Source organism: Nonomuraea sp. LPB2021202275-12-8 (genome assembly GCF_037044575.1).
Lineage (GTDB): Bacteria > Actinomycetota > Actinomycetes > Streptosporangiales > Streptosporangiaceae > Nonomuraea.
The window spans coordinates 314878-336168 of record NZ_JBAHWD010000004.1; the positions used below are offsets into that span (position 1 = coordinate 314878).

Sequence of the window (21291 nt, forward strand, 5' to 3'; positions counted from 1 at the left end):
GCTCAGGACGGACGGCGAGGGAACCGCGGGGGATTGAGCGCGCGCTCCAGCACGGCCCCGAGCTGCTCATCGGTGAGGATCGTCGGCCTGCCCACGCCGAGGCCGCGCACGTAGACCTCGCAGAGCCACTCCAGCAGGCGGGTGGCTTCGAAGGCCTGCTCCAGCGTCTCGCCGATGGTCACCCCGCCGTGGTTGGCCATCAGCGCCGCCTGCTTGCCCTCGAGCGCCGCCCGGACGTTGGCCGCCAGCTCGGGAGTCCCGTACGTCGCGTAGGTGGCGACCTTGATCACCCCGCCGAGCAGCAGCGCGTTGTAGTGGACGGGCGGCAGCTCGGTCATCGTGGTCGCCACCACCGTGCCGAACACCGAGTGCGTGTGGACCACGGCCTGCGTGCCGGTCGCCTGGTAGACCGCAAGGTGCATCGGGGTCTCGGACGAGGGCTGGAGGTCGCCCTCCAGCAGATGGCCGTCAAGGTCGACGACGGGACACATCTCCGGGGACAGCCGGTCGAGCGCCACTCCGGAGGGGGTCACCGCGATCCGGTCTCCGTCACGCGCGCTCAGGTTTCCGGACGTGCCGATGACCAGGCCGAGCTCGGCGGCACGCCGGCCGTACTCGCACAGCTGCTCGCGGAGGCTCATGCGCGGCAATGTAGTCGGTCGTCCGAAATACAGCAATCAGCTGACCAGCACCCAGTTCTGGTTCGTGCCGGAGGGCTCGCATGTCACGCCGAAGACCTCGTTGCGGTAGCCGGCGAGCAGGCAGGTGTCCTTCAGCCGGCCCTTCCACTTGATCTGGAGCCAGTCGCCGCCGAGCCGCCGCCTGACGGTCGGGAAGGTGAAGCGCTGGCGCTCCAGGTCGGAGCCGCACCGCCGGACCAGCACGACCGAGCGCTCGGGCGTGCGCCTGGGCGCGCTGACGCACTGCTTTCCCCCGGAGCCGACGCTGGCGAGCTGCGAACGCGCGGTGCGCGTCCAGCGGAACGCCTTGGAGAAGGGGTCGCAGTTGTAGGCGTGCAGGAAGTAGCCCATCTTGCGTGGTGAGATGTCCTTGGTGACACCCAGGCAGGCGCCGGTGGAGACGTTTTTGATCATGTAACCCCGGGCCGCGTGCGCGGGCGCGGGCGGCACGAGGACGGCCACCACGGTCACCGCGAGCGCGATGTCGACGATCTTCGCCCGTCTCTTCATGGTGGGGCATGCTATCCGGCTCTGACCGGAAATGCCGTAGGTGAAGCCGATCGAGGTCAGAGCCGGTCGACGAACTGCAGGAGCAGCCGCTCCAGATCCACCCGGCGCAGGCGGTCGGGGTAGAGGAGCAGGTGCAGGCTGAGGCCGTCGACCAGGGCGAGGAGCTGCTCGGCCAGGTCGTCGAGGCTCTGGTCCGTCGACAGCTCGCCCCCCGCCCTGGCCTGGGCGAGCAGGTCGCGCACGGCGGCCCGCAGCTCTGCCGCCTCGGCGCGCTGCACCTCGGCGAGGCGCTCGGCGGCCAGGCTGCGGCTCCAGAAGCTCACCTCCAGGCGCGTCTCCTGGGTGCGCTCGGCGTCGAGGGGGAGGTTGTCGAGCAGCAGCTCGCGCAGGGCGGCCAGCCCGGACACGCCGTCGACCTTGCGGGCCAGGCGCTCGCGGATGCGCTGGTGCGACTGGCGCAGCGCCGACAGCAGGATCTCGTCCTTGTCGGCGAAGTAGTGCGCCAGGACGCCGTTGGAGTAGCCCGCCTCCTTGGCGATGGCGCGCGTGGTGGCGGCGTCGATGCCGTCCCTGACGATGACCCGGCGGGCGGCTGACAGCACCTCGCGCCTGCGCTCGTCATGGTCGACGATCTTCGGCATCGGTTGCCCCCTCTCGTACGTGCTCCAGCATATTGACTTTTTATTCGGACGTCTGTCTATTTAGAGCCATGACCGTCGCCACCGTCGGCGTGCACATCGTCGACATTCTCGCCAGGCCCGTCGAGCGCATCCCCGAAGGGCAGGACACCGTTCTGGTCGACCAGATCAGGCTCACCGCCGCCGGAGCCGCGGCCGGGACCGCCGTGGACCTGGTCAAGCTGGGCAACCAGGTCGTCACGATGGGAGCCGTCGGCGACGACGAGCTCGGCGACTTCCTGGTGGCGGTGATGACCAAGCGGGGCGTGGACACCTCCCGGCTGGTCCGGCGCGCCGGGGAGCAGACGGCCGCCTCGATCCTGCCCATCCGGCCCGACGGCGGGCGCCCCAGCTTCCACGTGCCCGGCGCGAACCTCGGCGTCACCCTCGCCGACCTCGACGCCGACACGCTGCGCGGCGTCCGCGCCATCCACTTAGGCGGCATGGACGTCACCTTCGGCCTCGGGGACCCGGCCTTCTTCGAGCTGCTCGACACCGTCCGGGCCCAGGGCGTCATCGTCACGATGGACCTGCTCTCCGAGCTGCCCGATCTGCTCGGCATGGCCCGGGCGTTCCTGCCGCACGTGGACTACGTGCTGCCCAACGAGAGCCAGGCCCTGCTCATGACCGGCGCGGCCGACGTTCCCGCGGCGGCGGAGGCTCTGCTGGCGGACGGCCCGCGCGGCGTCATCGTCACCCTGGGCGAGGCGGGCAGTCTGGTGGTGACCAGCGCGGGAGCCGAGCTGGTGCCGGCGCTCAAGACGGACGTGGCCGACACCACAGGCTGCGGCGACGCGTACTGCGCCGGGTTCATCACCGGCCTGCTGCACGGCGAGGACGTTGTGACCGCCGCCCGCTGGGGCACGGCCGCCGCCGCCCAGGTCGCCACGGGCCTCGGCTCGGACGCCGGCCTGACGGACCTCCCGGCCGCCCTGGCCCTCCTCACCTGAGCGCTCCACGCCTCCAGCCACCCGCCCTCGACCGATCAATCCGATCCTGAACCCACCCCGGCCTAGACGCCGGCTGAGGAAAGAGAACTTTCAGATGACAGACGCCGAGCTTCGTCAGCGGGCGCTGAAAGTGGTGCCCGGCGGCATGTACGGACACCTCAACGCGGCCATCTTCGCCCCCGGCTACCCGCAGTTCTTCGAACGTGGCGAGGGCTGCCGGCAGTGGGACGTGGACGGGCGCGAGTACATCGACTTCATGTGCAGCTGGGGACCGGTCGTGCTCGGGCACCGGCACCCGCGTGTGGAGGAGGCCGCCGCCCGCCAGCTCGCCCGGGGCGACTGCCTGAACGGCCCCGGCCCCGTGATGGTCGAGCTGGCCGAACTGCTGGTGGACACCGTGCCCAGCGCGGACTGGGCGATGTTCTCCAAGAACGGCACGGACGCCACCACCCAGGCGCTGATGGTCGCCAGAGCGGCCACCGGACGGACGAAGGTGCTCATGGCCCACGGCGCCTACCACGGCGCCGATCCCTGGTGCACCCCCTCCACCGCGGGCACCACCCCCAACGAGCGGGCGGACCTGGTCGAGTTCGGCTACAACTCGCTGGAGTCGCTGGAGGCCGCCGCCGCCACCGTCGAGGGGGACGTGGCGGCGATCATCGTCACGCCGTTCAAGCACGACTCGTTCGAGGACCAGGAGCTCGTGGAGCCCGCCTTCGCCCGGGGCGCGCGGGCGCTGGCCGACCGGCTCGGGGCCGCGCTGGTGATCGACGACGTGCGGGCGGGGTTCCGGATCGACCTGCGCGGCTCATGGGAGCCGTACGGGGTGCGCCCGGACCTGACGGCGTGGTCCAAGGCCATGGCCAACGGCTACCCGATCGCCGCCGTCACCGGCACGGACGCGCTGCGCGGCGCCGCGCAGTCGCTGTACTCGACGGGGTCGTTCTGGTTCTCGGCGGTCGCCATGGCCGCGGCCAAGGCCACCATCGAGACGCTGCGCGACACGGGCGGGATCGCCACGATGGAGCGAGCCGGCACCCAGCTGCGCGAGGGCCTCTACGCCCAGGCGAAGGCGCACGGCTTCGTGGTGAACCAGACGGGGCCGGTGACGATCCCCTGGCTCAGCTTCGACGGGGACGCCGACCTGTCGACCGCGCTGCACTGGAGCGACGCCTGCCTGCGGCACGGCGTCTACATCCACCCCTGGCACAACTGGTTCATGTCGGCCGCCCACACCGAGGAGGACGTGGCCCGCGCCCTGGAAGGCACCGACCAGGCCTTCGCGGAGACCCGCGCCCACTTCGGCTGAGTCGCGAGCCGGAGTTTCGGCCGGGCGCGGCCACTCGGTCCGGTTTCTGGCTGTGAGGTCCGCCTGCGGCTCGGCTGTCCGAACTCTCGGCGACCTCCCGATGGCCATGCGGCAAACCCTCTCCCGCCCCGGGAAACAGGGCTGTTAGCGTCCGGCCATGTCCGCAGCAGATAGGGGAGCCGCGCTGGAGCGCATTCCCGGCTGGTTCTGGCCGGCCGACCAGCGCCTGTTCGAGTGGTTCCTGTCCGGTGGCGCCGCCGGCGACGTCCTCGAACTCGGGACGTACCTCGGCAGGAGCGCCGTCTTGATCGGCGCTCATGTGCGGGAGAAGGAGACCTTCACGGTCTGCGACCTGTTCGAGTCGGACGCGCCGGACGCGGACAACGATGCCGAGACCACCAGGTCGTACTCCACGCTCACCCGCCGCCAGTTCGAGCGGAACTACCTGAGCGTCCACGACACCCTGCCCGAGATCGTGCATGGACCGACGTCGATCATTCTCGACCACGTGAAGGCGGACACCTGCAGGTTCGTCCATGTCGATGCGTCCCACCTCTACACGCATGTCAAGGGTGACATCCTGGCGGCGCGGACCGTGCTCAAGGACGACGGGATCGTCGCCCTGGACGACTACCGCAGCGAGCACACGCCGGGCGTCGCGCTCGCCGCCTGGGAGGCGGTCGCCAGCCTCGGACTGGCGCCGATCTGTATCAGCACGCAGAAGCTGTATGCCACGTGGGGCGATCCGGTGCCCGTCCAGCGGCGCCTGCTCGAATGGCTCGGGTCCCGTACCGATCTGTGGCACACGACGGACGTGCTCGGGGATCGAAATCTCGTACGCGTCAACCAGAGCGGGAAGCCGAAGCCCGCATCGCCGGGGAACGACCTGGACCGGCTCACCGCCGAGTTGCGGCGCACGTCGGCGGAGCTGAAGAAGGTGACGGCGGAGTCGCGGAACGCCGTCCAGGCGCTGAAGAAGGCGACCAGAGAGGTCAGCCTGCTCGGCCCCGTCGCTCACCGCGCGGCCGGCTGGATCCGCCGGCGCTCCGCTACTCGAAAGTGATGTCCTCCCGGGAGCGCCGCCTGCGTCTCCCGTACGTCGAGACCTCCGTCGAAGATCCGCCGGTCATGGCGCCGGGGAGGGGGCGTCGTGGCGTTCGGTGCAGGTCCGAGGTGCGCCGAGCAGAGTGGTGAAGGCCAGATCGAAGAAGGAGTCGAAGGCGTCCGCCGAGCGGTCGGCGCGGGCTCTGATGAGACTGCCTTCCCAGGCGTCGAGCAGGAAGCGGGCGGTGCTGCCGGGGTCGAGGTCCGCGCGGAGGTCTCCGGCGCGCTGCGCCTCGGAGAGGGCGCCGGCGATCGCGTCGGCCCATTGCCGGAAGCCGTGCCGGACGGTGTCGCGGATCACGTCGCTGTGGTCGGCGATCTCGGCGCCGAAGTTGCCGATGAGGCAGCCGCGGGTGAAGTCGAGTCGCACGACCTCATCGCGCAGGCGCTCGAAGTGCGCGCGTAGCCGGGCCAGGGGGGCGACGCCGGGATCGGCGAGGCTGTCCAGGCGTCCCTCGCCGTAGTGCCGCAGGACCTCGACGGCCAGGGCTTCCTTGCTGTCGAAGTGGTTGTAGAACGATCCTTTCGGTACGCCCGCCGCGTCGGTGATGACCTTGACGCCGGCTGCGTTGTAGCCGTGCGCGTGAAACTGCTCCAGCGCCGCCTCGACGATCTCGTTGCGCATGCTCCGCCTGGCCATGACCCACCTCCGGTGTCAATATGGCCGGTCGTCTCACCGGCTGTCAAACGCTCCGTCGTCCGCTCGTACGAGCGCTTGACGATTCTAAGACGACCGGTCATATTGAAGCCAGACAGGGACGAGCTTGCCCGATAAACGGGTACGAATCGGGACAAAAAGGGGGATGACATGAACATCAACGGTTCTGTGGCAGTGGTGACCGGGGGCAATCGCGGGTTCGGCAGGCACCTGGTCACGCAGCTCCTCGATCGCGGCGCCAAGGTGTACGCCACCGCGCGCAGGCCCGAGTCGGTCGACGTGCCCGGCGCGGTGCCGCTGCGGCTGGACGTCACCGACCAGGAGTCGGTGGAGCAGGCGGCCCGCCTCGCCTCCGACGCCACCCTGCTGATCAACAACGCGGGGATCTCCACCCATGCGGCTCTCGTCGGCGGCGATCTCGACCAGGTGCGCCTGGAGATGGAGACCCACTACTTCGGCGCGCTCCGCGTGATCCGCGCGTTCGCGCCGGTCATCGAGGCGAACGGCGGTGGCGGGATCCTGAACGTGCTGTCCGTGCTGTCCTGGCTGCACGCGGCCCACCTGGGCGCCTACAGCGCGGCCAAAGCGGCGGCCTGGGCGATGACCGACGCGGTGCGGCAGGAGCTGTCCCCGAAGGGCATCAACGTCACCGCCCTGCACGTCGGCTACATGGACACCGACATGGCCGCCCACATCGCCCCCGAGGACAAGACGGACCCGTTCCTGGTCGCCGCGGCCGCTCTGGACGGGATCGCCTCCGGCGCGGCGGAGGTCATCGCCGACGAGTTCAGCCGCAACGTCAAGCGAGGCCTGGCCGCCTCGGTGGGCTGACCCGCGTCCAGGCCCCAGGCCCGCGTGCCCGGCTCCTAGGGCGTGGCTCGGTCGCCGGACTCCGCCGCCGCCCAGGTGAAGACGCCCTTGGCCATGAGGGACGCCTCGTTCGCCGCGCGGGCTGAGAAGACCTCGGCCCGCACCCGGTGCACGCCCGGGTCGTCCGGGGCCGCCAGGGCGGCCATCTCGGCCAGGTGCCCGGCGAGGCGCTCGTCGCCTTCGGACAGGGCCTTGAGGGCGGCGTCCGCCAGCGCCTGGGGGCCTCCGGCGAGCTCGGCCACCGACCGGGCCAGCACGGCCTCGGGCGCGGGCTTGAGGTTGGCGGGGTTGCCGTCGTACCAGCCGCCGTAGAGCCGCCACAGATTGCGGACCACGAACTCGGGCTCGTCGTAGCGGGCACGCAGGTACGGGCGGTCCGCCAGGTGCTGGGCCGGCCGTACGGCGTGCACGATCTCGTCCAGCCTGGCGCCCGCGTTGAGGAGGTCGAGCGTCTGGGTGACGAGGGACTCCAGCCACTCGGCCGTCTCCAGGAGGGCCTGCCGGATGCGGTCGCGGCCGAAGATCGGGGCGCCGTGGCTGGGCAGCATGATCTCGGCGTCCAGAGCGGCCATGCGGCGCAGGGCGTGCACCCATTCGCGCGGGTAGCGCTGCACCTTCTGCGGGTTGCCGCAGTTGGGCGTCACCCAGATGAACAGGTCGCCGGGAAGCAGCAGCCTGTGCTCGGGGACGTAGGCGACGGTGGCGTCGTCGGTCTCGCCCTTGGCGTGGAAGAGCTCGAACGTCAGGCCGCCCAGCCGGACGGTGAGCGCGTCGCGGTAGGTGGCGTCGGGATTGCGGTAGTCGGTGGGCCAGCGCAGCTTGCTGCTCTGGAACTGGCGCTGGTTGATGACCGCGTTATAGCCGTTTGTCAGCAAATACCGCTCAAAGCGGGCCACTACCGCCTCATGGGCGTAGACAGTGGGCCTGGGCCCCGACTCCTCGAACGGCGCGATGCCGAAGACGTGGTCGATGTGCCCATGGGAGTAGAACGCGGTCGTCAGCGGGGCCCGACTCCAGCCGCGCACGTCCTGGTGCAGCTGGGCCGCCGAGAACGGGCTGCTGGTGTCGAACAGCGCAAGCTCGCCCGCCGTCTCGAAGGTGATCACGTTCCCGAACCCGGACCACCAGCCCAGACCCTCGCTTATAGTGACGACGCCCCCTCCCGCCATCCCCATGTCCACGATGCTGTCATCGGTCTCACCACGCCAGACGCGGTCCGCGTACTCCTCAATCATGGATCCCACTGTGCTTCTAGAATGCGGTTCTAGGCAAGGGATCACGGCAAGGTCACGTCTCCATTGCGACCTCTTGACGGGTGTCACCGGCCGTTCGTACGTTCGGGCGCACAATTAGGAAACTTTCCTAATTCGTCCCTCTCCTTAGGAGCCCCCCATGACCCACCCGGGAGAGATCACACGGCGCCAGTTGCTGCGCCGGCTCGGTTTCGCCGCGCTCGCCGCAGGTCCCGGCGCGGGCCTGCTGAGCGCCTGCGCCACGGCGGGCGGCGGTGACCGGCAGGCCGCCGCGCCCGCCACGTCGATCGCCGCCTCCGCCGACCCGAGGAACCCGTTCGGCGTCGATGCCAAGAAGCCGCTCGAGGTAACGATTTTCAGCGGCGGGTACAGCGACGCGTACGCCAGGGAGCTGCACCAGGAGGCGTACAAGAAGGCCTTCCCGGGCGCGACCGTCAAGCACAACGCGACCCAGCAGATCAGCACCCAGCTCCGGCCGCGCTTCGTCAGCGGCGACGTGCCCGACGTGGTCAACAACTCCGGGCCCGAGTCCATGGACCTGGTGGCCCTGGCCGAGCAGGGGCACCTGGCCGACCTGTCGGTGCTGTTCGACGCGCCGTCGGTCGACGACCCGGGCAAGAAGGTGCGCGACATGGTGACGCCCGCGGTGCTGGCCAACGCCAAGATCGACGGCAAGGACCTGGTGCTCAACTACACGGTGTCGCACCGGGCGCTGTGGTACAACGCCAAGCTCTTCGCGGACAAGGGGTGGACGCTGCCGAAGACCTGGGCCGAGTTCACGGCGCTGGGGGAGAAGGCGAAGGCGGAGGGCATCCTCCTGTTCGCCTATCCGGGGCAGAAGGGGCCGTACTACCAGCTCTGGAACGTCCTCTACACCGCGGCGAAGATCGGCGGCAACCAGGTCATCCTCGACATCGACAACCTGGTCGAGGCGGCCTGGACCGCCGAGCCGATGAAGCAGGCGGTCACCGCCTGGGTGGACATCCAGACGAAATATGGCGATAAATCGTACTTCGGGCTTGATCACACCCAGACCCAGGTCAAGCACCTGCAGAACCGGCTGCTCTTCTACCCGGTCGGCTCCTGGATCGAGAACGAGATGGCCAAGGACAAGCCGCGCGACTTCGAGTACGCCATCGCCCCGATCCCCGACGTGACCGCCACCGACGTGATGCCGTACGGCGCCATCCAGGTCGGCGTCGGCGAGAACTTCGTCGTGGCGGCCAAGGGCAAGAACCCGCAGGGCGGCCTCGAATACCTGCGGATCATGCTGTCGCGGGACGGCGCGCGGGGTTTCACCGAGAAGACCCAGAACCTCACCGTGGTCAACGGCGCGGCCGAGGGCGTCGAGCTGCCCGCCGCGCTCAAGAGCGCCGCCAAGGCCCAGGACGCCGCCGGACAGAACATCATCGCCGACGCCCGCTTCGAAGGCTGGTACAAGGAGCTGTTCGACCACGGCACCGAGCAGATCAACCGGGTCATGGCCGGGCGGATCACCCCGGACGAGTTCTGCGCGAACATGCAGAAGAAGGCCGACGAGATCAAGAACGACTCGTCGGTGTCCAAGCAGACCCGGAGCGAATAGCCGATGGAGCGGCTGCGCAGGGGCGGCTTCATCGCCGGGTTCCTCCTCGTCCCCATCGTCCTCTACTCCGTCTTCGTGATCAGCCCCTACATCCAGGCGTTCCAGATCTCGCTGACGGACTGGGACGGTTACGCCAGCGACCTGCGGTACGTGGGGCTGGAGAACTTCGGCAAGCTGCTGGCGGACGAGGACTTCTGGCAGGCCCTGCGCAACCACGGGCTCATCCTGCTCGTGCTGCCGATCGTGACCATCGTCATCGCCCTGTTCTTCTCCTACCTGCTCAACCTGGGCGGCGGCTCCAGCGGCGCGGGCATGAAGGGCGTCTGGGGGTCGAAGTTCTACCGGGTGGTGTTCTTCTTCCCCCAGGTGCTGGCCGTGGCCGTGGTCGGGGTGCTGTTCCGGGCCATCTACCGGCCCGACGAGTACGGCGTGATCAACGGGGCGCTGATCAAGCTCGGGATCGACCCCGTCGGCTGGCTCATCGAGCCGGACCTGGCCCTCTGGTCGATCATCGCGGTGATGGTCTGGCAGGCGGTCGGGTTCTACGTGGTGCTGTTCTCCGCGGGCATGGCGGCCATCCCCAAGGACTACTTCGAGGCGGCCGCGCTGGACGGCGCCGGGCGGTTCAGGCTGTTCTTCTCCATCACGCTGCCCCTGCTGCGCGACACCGTCCAGGTGGGCTGGGTCTATCTGGGGATCGCCGCGTTCGACGGGTTCGCCCTGATCCAGGTGCTCGCCGGCGACAAGGGGGAGCCCGACGGGACCACCAGCGTGCTGCCCGTGCAGATCTGGAAGACCGCCTTCAGCTACACCGACTACGGCTACGCGTCGGCGATGGGAGTGGCGCTGTTCTTCCTCACCGTGACGTTCGCGGTGCTGACGCTGCGCACCACCCGGCGTGAAAGGATCGAATTCTGACATGGCCACGCCTCGCCCGGGCAAGCCCCGGCCCAGCGTGCTCGGCGGGCTCTCGCACGTGGCGCTGCTCATCTGGGCGCTGCTGATCATCCTGCCCCTGCTGTGGACGTTCCTGGCGTCCTTCAAGAACAACTCCGAGATCTTCGGAGACGCGCTGCAACTGCCCGGAGCGCTGCGCTTCGACTCGTGGGGAAGGGCCTGGGACAAAGCCCATATCGGTCAGTATCTGCTCAACACGGTCGTCGTCGTCTTCTTCGGCACGCTGGGCACGATGCTGTTCGGCTCGATGGCGGCCTACGTGCTGGCGCGTTACCGCTTCCCCGGCAACCGGCTGATCTACTACTTTTTCGTGGCGGGCATGGCCTTTCCCGTCTTCCTGGCGCTGGGGCCGCTGTTCCTGGTGGTCGACCAGGTGGGCCTGCTGTATACGCACACGGGGCTGATCCTGGTCTACATCGCCTACTCGATGCCGTTCACGATCTTCTTCCTGGCCGCGTTCTTCAGGACGCTGCCGGAGACGGTGGCCGAGGCCGCCAGGATCGACGGCGCCTCGCACACCCGCACGTTCTTCCAGATCATGGTGCCGATGGCCAAACCCGGCCTGGTCAGCATCACCATCTTCAACGTGCTCGGCCAGTGGAACCAGTATCTGCTGCCGCTGGTGCTGCTCGCCCGCGACCAGGAGGACTGGGTCATCACCCAGGGCATCGCCAACATCTCCACCCTGGCCGGCTACGAGGCCGACTGGCCGGGCCTGTTCGCGGCGCTCAGCATGGCGATCCTGCCCGTCCTGGTCGTCTACATCATCTTCCAGCGCCAGATCCAGTCCGGGCTCGGCGCCGGGACGCTGAAGTAACGTTGCCCCATGGACGTCGAGCAGAAGCTGCGTGAGCTGCCCCGGTGGCGGCGCGAAGGCGACGAGATCCGCCGCACGATCACCGCCCCCGACTTCCCCTCGGCCATCCGGATCGTCGACGAGATCGCCGTCCGGGCCGAGGAGCTCAACCACCATCCCGACATCGACATCAGATGGCGCGAGCTGCACCTGGCGCTCACCACGCACGACAAGGGCGGACTCACCGAGCTCGACTTCACCCTCGCCGCGCGGATCGACGACATCGCCGCGAAACACGGTGCGTAGCCGAGCGGCTACTCGCTAGAGTGGGTGCCTTGAGAGCCCGCGCCCGCACGGGCTCGTGCTCTGGGGGTCCTCATGCGCCTGCCCGCACTCCTGCTCGCCCTGCTCGCCGTGGGCTGCTCCGGCGCTCCGGTGCAGCTCGCGCACCCGGCCGCCCAGAAGGCCACGATGCTCAAGGGCGGTGGCGAGTTCACCGCCTTCGGTCCCGACGCCGTCACCTACGACCGCCGCCTGGTGCCCGCCGGAGCCCAGGCCAGCCTCACCACCGAGTCCACCCCGGGCCAGACGATCACGTCCCTGGTGGTCGAGGGCTTCCTGCCCCGCCGCGCCTACGGCGCCCACCTGCACACCAAGCCCTGCGGCCGCAAGGGTGACGACGCGGGCCCGCACTACCAGCACATGACCGGTCAGGTGAATCCCGCCAGCGAGGTCTGGCTGGACCTCACCACCGACGACTCCGGCGCCGGCCACGCCACGGCGCGTCACGCCTGGCACCTCGACGCGGCCGGGGCACCCAGGTCGCTCGTCGTGCACGCCCGTCACACCACGACCACCGGCCCCGACGCCGGCACCGCCGGAGACCGGATCGCCTGCCTGACGCTGAGCTGATCTCTGTACGGGCCGGAGCGGGCGTTCTACTATGTGCGGCGTCTCCTCCGGAAGGGCGCGCATGAGCATCGAGATCTTCGAACGCCAGCTTGCCGCGATCAAGGGCAACGACCTGGAAGCCCTGCTGGCCCAATATCACGACGACGCCATGGTGGTCCGCTTCGATCGCGTGGCCAGAGGCGCCGAGGAAATCAGGGAGGTGTTCACCGCCTACCTGTCGGCCGGGCCGGAGGTGGACGAGATCAAGTCGGTGCAGGTCGTGGCCGACGTCATCTTCTACAACGCGCACATGACCATCGCCGGAAACCGCCTCAACACCTTCGGCACCCTGGTCGTCAAGGACGGCAAGATCTGGCGGCAGACGGCCGCCGCGCAGCCGCTCGGCGTCTGACGACAGGAAGGGGCCCGCCCCCGCGGGCCCTTTCGCCGGTTACGCGTGCCCGGCCGGGATGGTGCCGAGCTTGCCCGCCTGAAAGTCCTCGAAGGCCTGTACGAGCTCCGCGCGGGTGTTCATGACGAACGGGCCGTGGTGGGCCACGGGCTCGCCGATCGGCTCGCCGCCCAGCACGATGACCTCCATGGTCTCCTTGGCCGACAGTGTGATGGACTCGCCGTCGGTGGTGAGCCCCGGACGGTTGCCGAAGCCGTTGAAGACCGCGAGCTGACCGCTCTGGAGAGGGCGCTTGTCGGCTCCAACCGTGCCGCGCCCCGACAGCACATAGGCCAGGGCGTTGAAGTCCTTGCGCCACGGCAGGGTGAGGCGGGCACCGGGGCTGATGGTGGCGTGCAGCAGGGTGATCGGCGTCTGCGTGCTGCCGGGGCCGGTGTTGCCGGCCAGGTCGCCCGCGATGAGCCGCACCAGCGCGCCGCCGTCGTGGCTGCTGAGCAGCACGACGCTGGAGCTGCCGATGTCCTGGTATTTCGGCGCGGTCATCTTCTTGGCGCCGGGCAGGTTGACCCAGAGCTGGATGCCGTGGAACAGCCCGCCCTGCTGGACGAGCCACTCCGGCGGGGCCTCCTTGTGCAGGATCCCGGCCCCGGCCGTCATCCACTGCGTGTCGCCGTTGGTGATCGTGCCGCCGCCGCCGTTGGAGTCGAGGTGGTCCATCACGCCGTCGATCATGTACGTGACGGTCTCGAATCCGCGGTGCGGGTGCCAGGGGGTGCCCTTGGGCTCGCCGGCGGCGTAGTCGACCTCGCCCATCTGGTCCATCATCACGAAGGGGTCCAGATAGGCGGGCTTGATCGCGGCCAGTGCGCGCCGCACGGGGAAGCCCTCGCCCTCGAACCCGCTCGGCGCGGTCTCCACGGCGAGCACCTTGCGCTGGGGCCTGCCTGGCACCGGTTCGGGCAGGCGGGGGAGGCTGAGCAGGTTCTCAACGGTTACGGCGGGCATGTCGGGCTCCTTCCGGCGTCATGTATCCGGGTCAACCCAGTTTAGTTTTCAACTATTCCTGGCGAGTGCGAACGCCCCTCTCACCAGCGCGAGGAACTCCTGGCCCAGCGAGCCTTCGTCGAGCGGCTTGGCGGGGTCGGCGCTCATCACGGTGACGACGAAGGTCCGGTCGTCCGCCGAGCGGGCGAGGAAGCTCATGTCGAGCACGCCGGCCTCGGATCCGCCCTTGAACCACACGGACGGCCACTGGCCCTTGTCCAGCCCCAGCCCGGCGTCCGTGATGGACATCACCTCAGCGATCCGCTCGTCACCCAGCTTCGCCAGCTCAGCGTAGGCCCGGCAGATGCCGTCGGGGGAGGCGTACCACTCGATCGTGTCGAGCTCGCGCGGCGCGGGCCAGGGCTTGATGTCCGAGAGCGGCACCTTGGCGACGACCTTCGCCAGATAGGCGCGCTGCTTGGCGTCGTCCATGGACAGGTAGCGCCGGGCCAGGCGCGGGTGGTCGGCGCCCTTGAGCGCGAACAGCTCCCGGGTGGTCAGCAGCGGCACGTTGCGCCGGTCGTTCTCGCCGGTCCAGGCACGCATCGTGCGCTCCACCGCCTTCTTGCCCACCTTGTGGATCAGCAGGTCGGTGGCGGTGTTGTCGCTGATGGAGATCATCAGCTTGGCGGCCTCCAGGACGGTCACCTTGCTGCCGTCCGGCCGGTCCTGGAGCTGCCCGGTCGGCAGGCTCTTTAGCTCGGGCGTGATCGTGAGCGCGGTGTCCCAGCCGAACGCGCCGCTCCTGATGCGCTCGGCGACCGTGCCGAGGACGTACAGCTTGAACATCGAGCCGAGCGGGCGCCTGTCGCCCGCGGCGACGCCGTGCGCCGGACGGCAGGTGCGGCCGGTCACCTCGGCAGCGACGAAGGCCACTTCCGGCGCCGCCTTGCGCAGCCGCTGATCCAGCTCCCGCCAGCTCGCCGGGGTGGGCTGGGGGGCGGGAGGCTCGGACAGCCGGGCGCCGCTGATCCTGCCCGCGCCGTCCACGGACAGTTCGAGGTTGTACGGCTTGCCGCCCGCCTCGACGCGGGCGAACAGCGCGGTGGCGTGCGCGACGCTCAGCCGCTGCAGCCGCATGTCCTTGAAGGCCGCCAGCGTCTGGTTGAACGCCTCGGCCGGGACCTGCGCGAGGAACTCGGGCGCCAGCCGCTCGGCCAGCTCGCTCTCCGCGACCGGGGGCCTGGTCGAGGCGTCGAGCAGCCAGCGCAGCGCGTCGCCCAGAGGCGTGTCCGGGATCTCGACCACGGGGGTGGCGCTGGGCGCCGCCGTGACCGTCGTGGCCGGCCCGGACCGGGCGGTGGCGCTCTGCCCCGAGCACGCGGTCATAGTGGTGAACGTCAGGGCCACCGCCGTGGCGGCCACGACTCGTTTCGGCCTGTTCATGGGGATTCCTTCCGCTTGGAGGACGTGGCTCCAGCCAAGCCGGACCGGGGCTGCCCCGCCCACCGTGCGAGCCACCGTTCTGGCGGGTGGGGGTGGCCGCATCGACTGTGCGGTCAACCTCATGGACACTGCTCGGTCCGCTTTGTGACGATGTCTACTTATGCGTACGAACCTGGGGGCCGCTCTGCTGGCGCTGCTCGCGGCCGCGGGGCTGACGACCGGAGCGCTGCTGGAGAGCACCGGGCCGTGGCAGTGGACCTTCATCGCGGTCGGCCTGATCCTGCCCGCGCTCGGCTGGCTGCTGGCCGCCCGGCGTCCGGAGGTCCGCTACGGCTGGCTGCTGCTCGCCACCGCGGTCTGCTTCGGGCTCGGCATCCTCGGCGTCGGCCTGGCGGTGCGCGGTGTGGGGTTCGGCGCTCCGCTGGCCGCGGTGATCGCCGTGTTCTACGGCCTGTCCTGGGTCTTCGTCCCGCTGCTGTTCCCCGAGGGGAGGCTGCCCTCGCGCCGGTGGCGGCCGGTCGCGTGGCTCGCGGGCGTCGCCATCGCGGTGCACTTCGCGGGGACCGCGCTGGCGCCGGTCGTACCGGGCGGCTCCGTCGAGGCCTCGGCGCCCGCCGCGCCGGCCGGCGCGTGGGCGTCCGGGATCGGCCAGGTCGTCACCTGGATCATGGCCATGGTCGTGCTCGGCGGGCTGGTCGTGCGCTGGCGGCGCAGCGAGCGCCCCGAACGCGGGCAGTACGCCTGGATCCTGGCGGGCGCCGTGGCCAACCAGGTCGGGTTCGTGCTGCTCGCGTTCTTCAACGTGGGGCTCGGCCTGCCGGTGTTCGGCGCGATCGGGCTGGTCGCCGTGCTCACCGCGCTGCCCGGCGCCATGGTGGTGGCGATCGTACGGCACCGCCTGCTGGACGTCCGGGTGGGCATCCGCGGCTCACGGGTGCTGCTGGTGTTCGATGTCCGCCCCACCGTGGGGGAGGTGCTGTCCAGTCTCGGCCCGGCGCTGGAGGGCGACCCCGAACCGGTGGCGCAGCTCGGCAGGCTGGCCTCGGCCGTGCGGACCGGTCTGGACACCCGGTGGGCGGCCGTCACGCTCGCCGACGGCAGGCGGGTGGTCTCCGGCCGGGAGGAGGGCCCGGCCGCGCTGACCCAGCCCGTGCGCGGCGGGCTGGGTCGGATCGAGTGCGGCCCCCGCGACCGCGGCCGCCTCTACGACGAGGACCGGCGCTTTCTGGAGGCGCTGGCCGTGCCCGCGGGGCTGGCCATCCAGGGTGCCGGGCTGGCCACGCGCCTGGTCAACGCGCAGGAGGCCGAGCGGCGGCGGATCGAGCGCAACATCCACGACGGCGTCCAGCAGCAGCTCGTCGCCCTGATCGCCGGGATCGAGCTGGCCCGCGCCACCGGCGGCGACGCCGAGACGCTCGGCCTGCTGCGCGAGCAGGCCCGCCAGACCCTCGACGACCTGCGGGAGCTGGCGGCCGGCATCCACCCGTCGGCGCTCAGCCAGGGCGGTCTCGTGGAGGCCGTCGAGGAGCGCTGCTCCCGCCTGCCCGTGCCCACCCGGGTCTTCGCGGGCCGGGAACTGCGGGCCGAGCGCTTCCCCGACGAGATCGAGGGCGCGATGTACTTCACGGTGAGCGAGGCGGTGGCCAACGCGCTCAAGCACGCGCGGGCCGCAACGATAGAGGTGCGGCTGGCCAAGGCGGGAGGCCGCCTGAGCGTGACGGTCCGCGACGACGGGCAGGGGTTCGACGCCGGCGCGCGCGGCGGCCTGGCCACGCTGGCCGACCGGCTCGACGCGCTGGGCGGCGGGCTGGAGCTCGACAGCGAGCAGGGGAAGGGAACACGGGTGAACGCCTGGGTGCCGGTCGATGGGTGAGACGATCAGGACCGTCGTGGCCGACGACCACTACCTGGTGCGCGAGGGCACCAGGCGGCTGCTGGAGATGTCCGGCGAGGTCGACGTGGTGGGCGCCGTCGGCGATGCCGACGAGCTGCTCGACGCGGTGCGCAGGCTGCGCCCGGACGTCGTGGTCACCGACATCCGGATGCCCGGCGGGCAGTGGCGGCAGGGGTTCGAGGGCATCGACGCCGCGCACCGCCTGCACGAGGAGCATCCCGGCCTGGGCATCGTCGTGCTGTCGCAGTATTCCGACGCGCTGTTCGCCCTGGAGCTGTTCAAGCACGGCACCGAAGGGTTCGCCTACCTGCTTAAGGACCGGGTGGGCGACCTGGACGAGCTGCTCGGCGCGATCCGGGCCGTCGCCTCGGGCGGCTCGGTCATCGACCCCAAGGTCGTGGAGGGGCTGCTCGACCGGCACGACGTGCGCGGCGAGCACGAGGCGCTCACCCCGCGCGAGCGGGACGTGCTGCGCGAGATGGCGCACGGCAGGTCCAACGGCGCCATCGCCAGGGCGTTGCACCTGTCGGTGTCGTCGGTGGAGAAGAACGTCAACTCCATCTTCACCAAGCTCGGCCTGGAGAACAGCGCCGACGTGCACCGCAGGGTGGCCGCGGTGCTGGCCTACCTGCGGCCCTGACCGAAGACGGCGGGCGGCGGGACCGGCGCGAGGACCGCGTCCCCGTTTCTGATCGGGGCGGCCCCGGCGACGAAGTTCGTCAGCGCCTCGCCGTACACGCACCTGGCCTGGGTGAGGCCGCCGGCGGCGCGGCGGGTGAGCAGGTCCACGGGGAGCTCGGAGCGCGAGGCCGCGACGATGAGGTTGCCGAAGCGGCGGCCGCGCATGATGCCCGGCTCGGCCAGCAGCGCCACGTGCCGGAAGGTGCTGGTGACCGTGGCCAGCAGGCGCCTGGCGAAGGCCAGGCCCTTGCCGTCGGCCAGGTTGACCAGCAGGGTGCCCGAGGGGCGCAGCACTCTGGCGATGTCGCCCAGGTATTCGGTCGTGGCCAGCTCCACCGGCATCGTGGCGCCCGTGAACGCGTCCAGCACCAGCAGGTCGGCCGAGGCGTCCCAGACCTTCGCGGTGCCCTCGCGGCCTCCGGCCACGATGACCTTCAGACGCGGCACCGAGCGCAGGTCGAGCTGCTCTCGCACGAGGTTGACCAGCAGCCCGTCGGGCTCGATGACGATGTGCCTGGACCCGGGGCGGGTGGCCGCGACGTAGCGGGGGATCGTGCAGGCGCCGCCGCCCACGTGCACGCAGCTCAGCTCGCCCTCGGGCAGCAGGTCGATGACATCGGCCATGAGGCGTACGTACTCAAATTCCAGAAATGTCGGGTCTTGTAGGTCAACATAAGACTGAGGTACGCCATCCTTGGACAACATCCAGCCGTCATGCCTGTCAAAATCTCGGAGAAGCTCGACCTCGCCGAACGTCACCGAATACTGACCGGGCATGGGGTCCCGCTGTCCACGTGCCACGTTGATCCCTCCTGGGAGAACCGTATGCGACGCCGAAGGTTGATTGTGCTCGTTAGCGCGGTTCTTGCGGTATTCGGAGCGGTCACCTTCGCGGTGGCGGCCTCCAGCGGGGTCAAGGGCAGCGCCGCCGCGACCTCGGCCGACTACTTCGAGGCCTGGAGCATCGGGGACGTCGAGGGCATGGCCCGCCTGGTCTACCAGCCGCCCGGTGACTTCCGCGCCCGGCACCTGGCGATGAGCGGGGAACTGGCCGTCGAGTCCATCGAGCTGCGGCCGGGTGCGGTCAAGAGCACCGGCGCGGAGACGGCCGAGGTGCCCTTCAGCGGGAGCAGGACCCTGGAGACCTTCGGCGCGTGGCCGTTCGACGGGACGCTGCGGCTGGCCGTACGGGATCGGCAGTGGAAGGTGCTGTGGGCGCCGGAGACGCTGCACCCGCTGCTGAAGGACGGCGGGACGGTGGAGGTCGTCGATTTCGACGGCCCCTCGATCGAGCTGGTCACCAGGGAGGGCGACAAGATCCCCCACAACAGTTACGCCGACTCCACGCTGGCGCGGCTGCGGCCGGAGTTCGAGGACTCCAACGTGGGATGGGCCCTGGTGGCCAGGGCGCCGGGCAGGCCGGAGCAGCGGATCATGACCGTGGAGCCGAAGGCCGACGTCGAGCGCACCACGCTGTCGAGCTCCGTCCAGGCGGCGGCCGCACGGGCCCTGGACGGGGTGGCGAACTCCGCGATCATCGTGCTGAAGCCCGGCACCGGTGAGGTGCTCGCGGTGGCGGACAGGCTCGAAGGCGGATACAGCGCCTTCCACGACTTCTTCCCGCCGGGCTCCACGTTCAAGATCATCACCGCCGCCGCGCTGATGAAGGCCGGGCTGGAGCCGGACGCCCAGGTGGCCTGCCCGGGGTCGTACAGCTTTCCGCAACGGCGGGCCTTCACCAACGACGGCGGCGTGGATCGCGGCCTGATCTCCTTCACCGACGCCTTCGCCCACTCCTGCAACACCACCTTCGTCGAGCAGTCCCTCACCCGGCTCGGACAGCAGGACCTGCGCGAGACCGCGCACGAGTGGGGATTCGGGCGGCCCATGCCGACCGGCGCGCAGGGCGCGTGCGGCTCGATCGAGGACCCCGCGGACCCCGACTTCGCCGCCTCCAACGCCATCGGCCAGGGCACCGCCATCGCCACCCCGCTCTGCATGGCCACGATCGCCGCGGCCGTGCAGGACGGCACCTGGCGCACCCCCCGGCTGCTGACGAAGAAGCAGGTCACCCGCATCGACGGCGAGCCGCCCGCGCCGGTCGAGCTGGATTCGCGGATCGTGGCGAACCTGCGCGACATGATGCGCGCCGCCGTGGACCACGGCACGGCCAGCGGCGCCGGGCTGCCCGACGACGTGTCCGGCAAGACCGGGACGGCCGAGGTGGACGGCCAGCGCTCGCACGGCTGGTTCGTCGGGTTCCGCGAGGACCTGGCCTTCTGCGTCTTCGTGCGCCACGGAGGGTCCGGCAGTGCGGCGGCGGTGCCCGTCGCCACCCGCTTCCTCAACGGGCTATAACTTACGGTACCGTAGGTTATATGACGACGATCACCGTTAAGCCCAGGCTGCGGGGGTGGTTGCACGCGGGCGCACTGCCCGTGACGCTGATCGCCGGGTTCACGCTGGTGGCCCTGGGGCCGACCCTGCAGGCCCGGCTCGCCTCCGCCATCTACGCGATCACCTCGGCACTGCTCTTCGGCATCTCGGCCACCTACCACCGCAGCACGCTCGGCCCCCGGCTGGCGGAGGTGCTGCGCCGCGTCGACCACGCCAACATCTATCTGATCATCGCGGGCACCTACACGCCGTTCGCCCTGCTCGCGCTCGACGGGGCCGCTCGGGTGGCCGTGCTCGGCGTGACCTGGGGCGGGGCGCTGGCCGGGGTGCTCTTCAGGGTGCTCTGGATGGGTGCGCCGCGCTGGCTCTACACCGTCCTCTACCTGGCGCTCGGCTGGACCGCGATCTTCGTGATGCCGCAGCTCCTGCAGGGCGCGGGGGTGGCCGCCGTGGTGCTGGTCGCCGTCGGCGGCGTCTTCTACAGTGCGGGCGCGATCGTGTACGGGCTGCGCCGCCCGGACCCGTCGCCGAGCTGGTTCGGATACCACGAGGTGTTCCACGCCTGCACGATCGCCGCCTACCTGGTCCAGTACATCGCGGTGTCGATCGTGGTCTACTCCGCGGCGGGATTCTGACCCGGAATTGACCGTGGCGGGAGGTGCCTGGGTGACGGTCGCGGAGAACAGACCGGAATGGAGCTACTCGCGCGCACCTGGTGGCTGGTGCTCATCCGCGGCATCGCGGCGATCATCTTCGGAATCCTGGCGCTGATCTGGCCCGGCATCACGCTGCTGGTGCTCGTCGTCTTCTTCGGTGCGTACGCGATCGTCGACGGGATCTTCTCGATCATGTCGGCGTTCCGGCATGGGGCGCGGTCGCGGGCCTGGTCCATCATTTCGGGAATTATCGGGATATTGGCGGGCATCGTGGCGTTCATCTGGCCGGGGATCACTTCGCTGGCGCTGCTCTACGTCATCGCCTTCTGGGCCATCCTGACCGGGGTCGCCCAGATCGTGGACGGCATCCAGCTCCGCAAGGAGATCGACAACGAGTGGATGCTCATCCTGGGCGGCGCCCTGTCGGTGATCTTCGGCATCCTGCTGCTGCTCTGGCCGGCGGCGGGAATGCTCAGCCTGGTCTGGCTGATCGGGATCTTCGCGATCCTGTTCGGCATCGCGCTGGTCGCTCTGTCGTTCCGGGTGAAGAAGCTGGCGCCAAAGACCCAATAGCCGTAAAT

General features: G+C 70.1%; 23 protein-coding genes. 15 read left to right on the forward strand and 8 right to left on the reverse strand.

From position 1 onward, the window contains the following. Positions 1-2 precede the first annotated feature (2 nt). Genes V5E28_RS10065 through V5E28_RS10075 form a run of 3 tightly spaced genes read right to left on the reverse strand, consistent with a single transcriptional unit; the run spans position 3 to position 1831 of the window. Positions 3-641: a class II aldolase/adducin family protein gene (locus V5E28_RS10065; RefSeq protein ID WP_336206164.1), complete on the reverse strand. Its 639-nt coding sequence runs from the start codon at positions 639-641 to the stop codon at positions 3-5. Positions 642-677: 36 nt separating this feature from the next. After that, positions 678-1190, reverse strand: coding sequence for a hypothetical protein (locus V5E28_RS10070; protein WP_336206165.1), 513 nt, complete (start codon positions 1188-1190; stop codon positions 678-680). Positions 1191-1246: 56 nt separating this feature from the next. Further along, positions 1247-1831 carry a TetR/AcrR family transcriptional regulator gene (locus tag V5E28_RS10075; protein ID WP_336206166.1) on the reverse strand — a complete coding sequence of 195 codons (585 nt, stop codon included), beginning with the start codon at positions 1829-1831 and terminating at the stop codon, positions 1247-1249. Positions 1832-1899: 68 nt separating this feature from the next. On the opposite strand from V5E28_RS10075, the gene V5E28_RS10080 reads away from it, so the two are divergent. The 3 genes from V5E28_RS10080 (at position 1900) to V5E28_RS10090 (ending at position 5189) form a co-directional block, all read left to right on the forward strand. Further along, a complete protein-coding gene (locus tag V5E28_RS10080; protein ID WP_336206167.1) occupies positions 1900-2817 on the forward strand; it encodes a carbohydrate kinase family protein in 918 nt (305 codons plus the stop codon). Positions 2818-2911: 94 nt separating this feature from the next. Next, positions 2912-4126: an aminotransferase class III-fold pyridoxal phosphate-dependent enzyme gene (locus V5E28_RS10085; protein WP_336206168.1), complete on the forward strand. Its 1215-nt coding sequence runs from the start codon at positions 2912-2914 to the stop codon at positions 4124-4126. A 157-nt stretch (positions 4127-4283) separates the two neighbouring features. After that, positions 4284-5189, forward strand: a complete 906-nt coding sequence (locus V5E28_RS10090; protein WP_336206169.1) for a class I SAM-dependent methyltransferase — start codon at positions 4284-4286, stop codon at positions 5187-5189. Positions 5190-5252: 63 nt separating this feature from the next. Here the strand turns inward: V5E28_RS10090 and V5E28_RS10095 are convergent, their stop codons facing one another. Then, positions 5253-5870, reverse strand: a complete 618-nt coding sequence (locus tag V5E28_RS10095) for a TetR/AcrR family transcriptional regulator (RefSeq protein ID WP_336206170.1) — start codon at positions 5868-5870, stop codon at positions 5253-5255. A gap of 168 nt (positions 5871-6038) precedes the next feature. On the opposite strand from V5E28_RS10095, the gene V5E28_RS10100 reads away from it, so the two are divergent. After that, complete coding sequence (locus V5E28_RS10100) at positions 6039-6719, forward strand: SDR family oxidoreductase (RefSeq protein ID WP_336206171.1); 681 nt, start codon at positions 6039-6041, stop codon at positions 6717-6719. 35 nt (positions 6720-6754) lie between these two features. Here the strand turns inward: V5E28_RS10100 and V5E28_RS10105 are convergent, their stop codons facing one another. Next, on the reverse strand, positions 6755-7993 hold the full coding sequence (locus tag V5E28_RS10105) for an alkyl sulfatase dimerization domain-containing protein (protein WP_336206172.1): 1239 nt from the start codon (positions 7991-7993) through the stop codon (positions 6755-6757). A gap of 157 nt (positions 7994-8150) precedes the next feature. Here V5E28_RS10105 and ngcE point away from each other — a divergent pair, with 157 nt between their 5' ends. The 6 genes from ngcE (at position 8151) to V5E28_RS10135 (ending at position 12652) form a co-directional block, all read left to right on the forward strand. Further along, the gene (gene ngcE / locus V5E28_RS10110; protein ID WP_336206173.1) at positions 8151-9596 is read left to right on the forward strand and encodes an N-acetylglucosamine/diacetylchitobiose ABC transporter substrate-binding protein; all 1446 of its coding nucleotides are present in this window, start codon (positions 8151-8153) and stop codon (positions 9594-9596) included. 3 nt (positions 9597-9599) lie between these two features. Then, complete coding sequence (locus tag V5E28_RS10115) at positions 9600-10514, forward strand: carbohydrate ABC transporter permease (protein ID WP_336206174.1); 915 nt, start codon at positions 9600-9602, stop codon at positions 10512-10514. Position 10515: 1 nt separating this feature from the next. Next, on the forward strand, positions 10516-11370 hold the full coding sequence (locus V5E28_RS10120; protein ID WP_336206175.1) for a carbohydrate ABC transporter permease: 855 nt from the start codon (positions 10516-10518) through the stop codon (positions 11368-11370). Positions 11371-11379: 9 nt separating this feature from the next. Beyond that, complete coding sequence (locus tag V5E28_RS10125; RefSeq protein WP_336206176.1) at positions 11380-11655, forward strand: 4a-hydroxytetrahydrobiopterin dehydratase; 276 nt, start codon at positions 11380-11382, stop codon at positions 11653-11655. A gap of 72 nt (positions 11656-11727) precedes the next feature. Beyond that, the gene (locus V5E28_RS10130; RefSeq protein WP_336206177.1) at positions 11728-12261 is read left to right on the forward strand and encodes a superoxide dismutase family protein; all 534 of its coding nucleotides are present in this window, start codon (positions 11728-11730) and stop codon (positions 12259-12261) included. A gap of 61 nt (positions 12262-12322) precedes the next feature. Next, positions 12323-12652 carry a nuclear transport factor 2 family protein gene (locus V5E28_RS10135; RefSeq protein WP_336206178.1) on the forward strand — a complete coding sequence of 110 codons (330 nt, stop codon included), beginning with the start codon at positions 12323-12325 and terminating at the stop codon, positions 12650-12652. A gap of 39 nt (positions 12653-12691) precedes the next feature. On the opposite strand, the gene V5E28_RS10140 is transcribed toward V5E28_RS10135, so the two are convergent. Both V5E28_RS10140 and V5E28_RS10145 read right to left on the reverse strand, forming a co-directional pair. Continuing rightward, positions 12692-13657, reverse strand: a complete 966-nt coding sequence (locus tag V5E28_RS10140; RefSeq protein WP_336206179.1) for a pirin family protein — start codon at positions 13655-13657, stop codon at positions 12692-12694. A gap of 48 nt (positions 13658-13705) precedes the next feature. Further along, positions 13706-15082: a serine hydrolase gene (locus tag V5E28_RS10145; protein WP_336206180.1), complete on the reverse strand. Its 1377-nt coding sequence runs from the start codon at positions 15080-15082 to the stop codon at positions 13706-13708. Positions 15083-15242: 160 nt separating this feature from the next. Here V5E28_RS10145 and V5E28_RS10150 point away from each other — a divergent pair, with 160 nt between their 5' ends. Together V5E28_RS10150 and V5E28_RS10155 are read left to right on the forward strand one after the other, a co-directional pair. Continuing rightward, a complete protein-coding gene (locus tag V5E28_RS10150) occupies positions 15243-16955 on the forward strand; it encodes a sensor histidine kinase (RefSeq protein WP_336206181.1) in 1713 nt (570 codons plus the stop codon). After that, positions 16948-17616, forward strand: a complete 669-nt coding sequence (locus V5E28_RS10155; RefSeq protein WP_336206182.1) for a response regulator transcription factor — start codon at positions 16948-16950, stop codon at positions 17614-17616. The genes V5E28_RS10150 and V5E28_RS10155 overlap by 8 nt, the downstream gene beginning before the upstream one ends. Here V5E28_RS10155 and V5E28_RS10160 read toward each other — a convergent pair. Next, positions 17601-18434, reverse strand: a complete 834-nt coding sequence (locus tag V5E28_RS10160; protein ID WP_336206413.1) for a spermidine synthase — start codon at positions 18432-18434, stop codon at positions 17601-17603. The two genes, V5E28_RS10155 and V5E28_RS10160, sit on opposite strands and share 16 nt — an antisense overlap. A 69-nt stretch (positions 18435-18503) precedes the next feature. Between V5E28_RS10160 and V5E28_RS10165 the strand changes: the two genes are divergently transcribed. The 3 genes from V5E28_RS10165 to V5E28_RS10175 are packed head-to-tail and all read left to right on the forward strand — an operon-like array spanning position 18504 to position 21283. Continuing rightward, positions 18504-20015, forward strand: a complete 1512-nt coding sequence (locus V5E28_RS10165) for a penicillin-binding transpeptidase domain-containing protein (protein WP_336206183.1) — start codon at positions 18504-18506, stop codon at positions 20013-20015. 20 nt (positions 20016-20035) lie between these two features. After that, positions 20036-20689: a PAQR family membrane homeostasis protein TrhA gene (gene trhA / locus V5E28_RS10170; RefSeq protein ID WP_336206184.1), complete on the forward strand. Its 654-nt coding sequence runs from the start codon at positions 20036-20038 to the stop codon at positions 20687-20689. Between the two features lie 57 nt (positions 20690-20746). Continuing rightward, positions 20747-21283 carry an HdeD family acid-resistance protein gene (locus V5E28_RS10175; RefSeq protein WP_336206185.1) on the forward strand — a complete coding sequence of 179 codons (537 nt, stop codon included), beginning with the start codon at positions 20747-20749 and terminating at the stop codon, positions 21281-21283. Positions 21284-21291 lie beyond the last annotated feature (8 nt).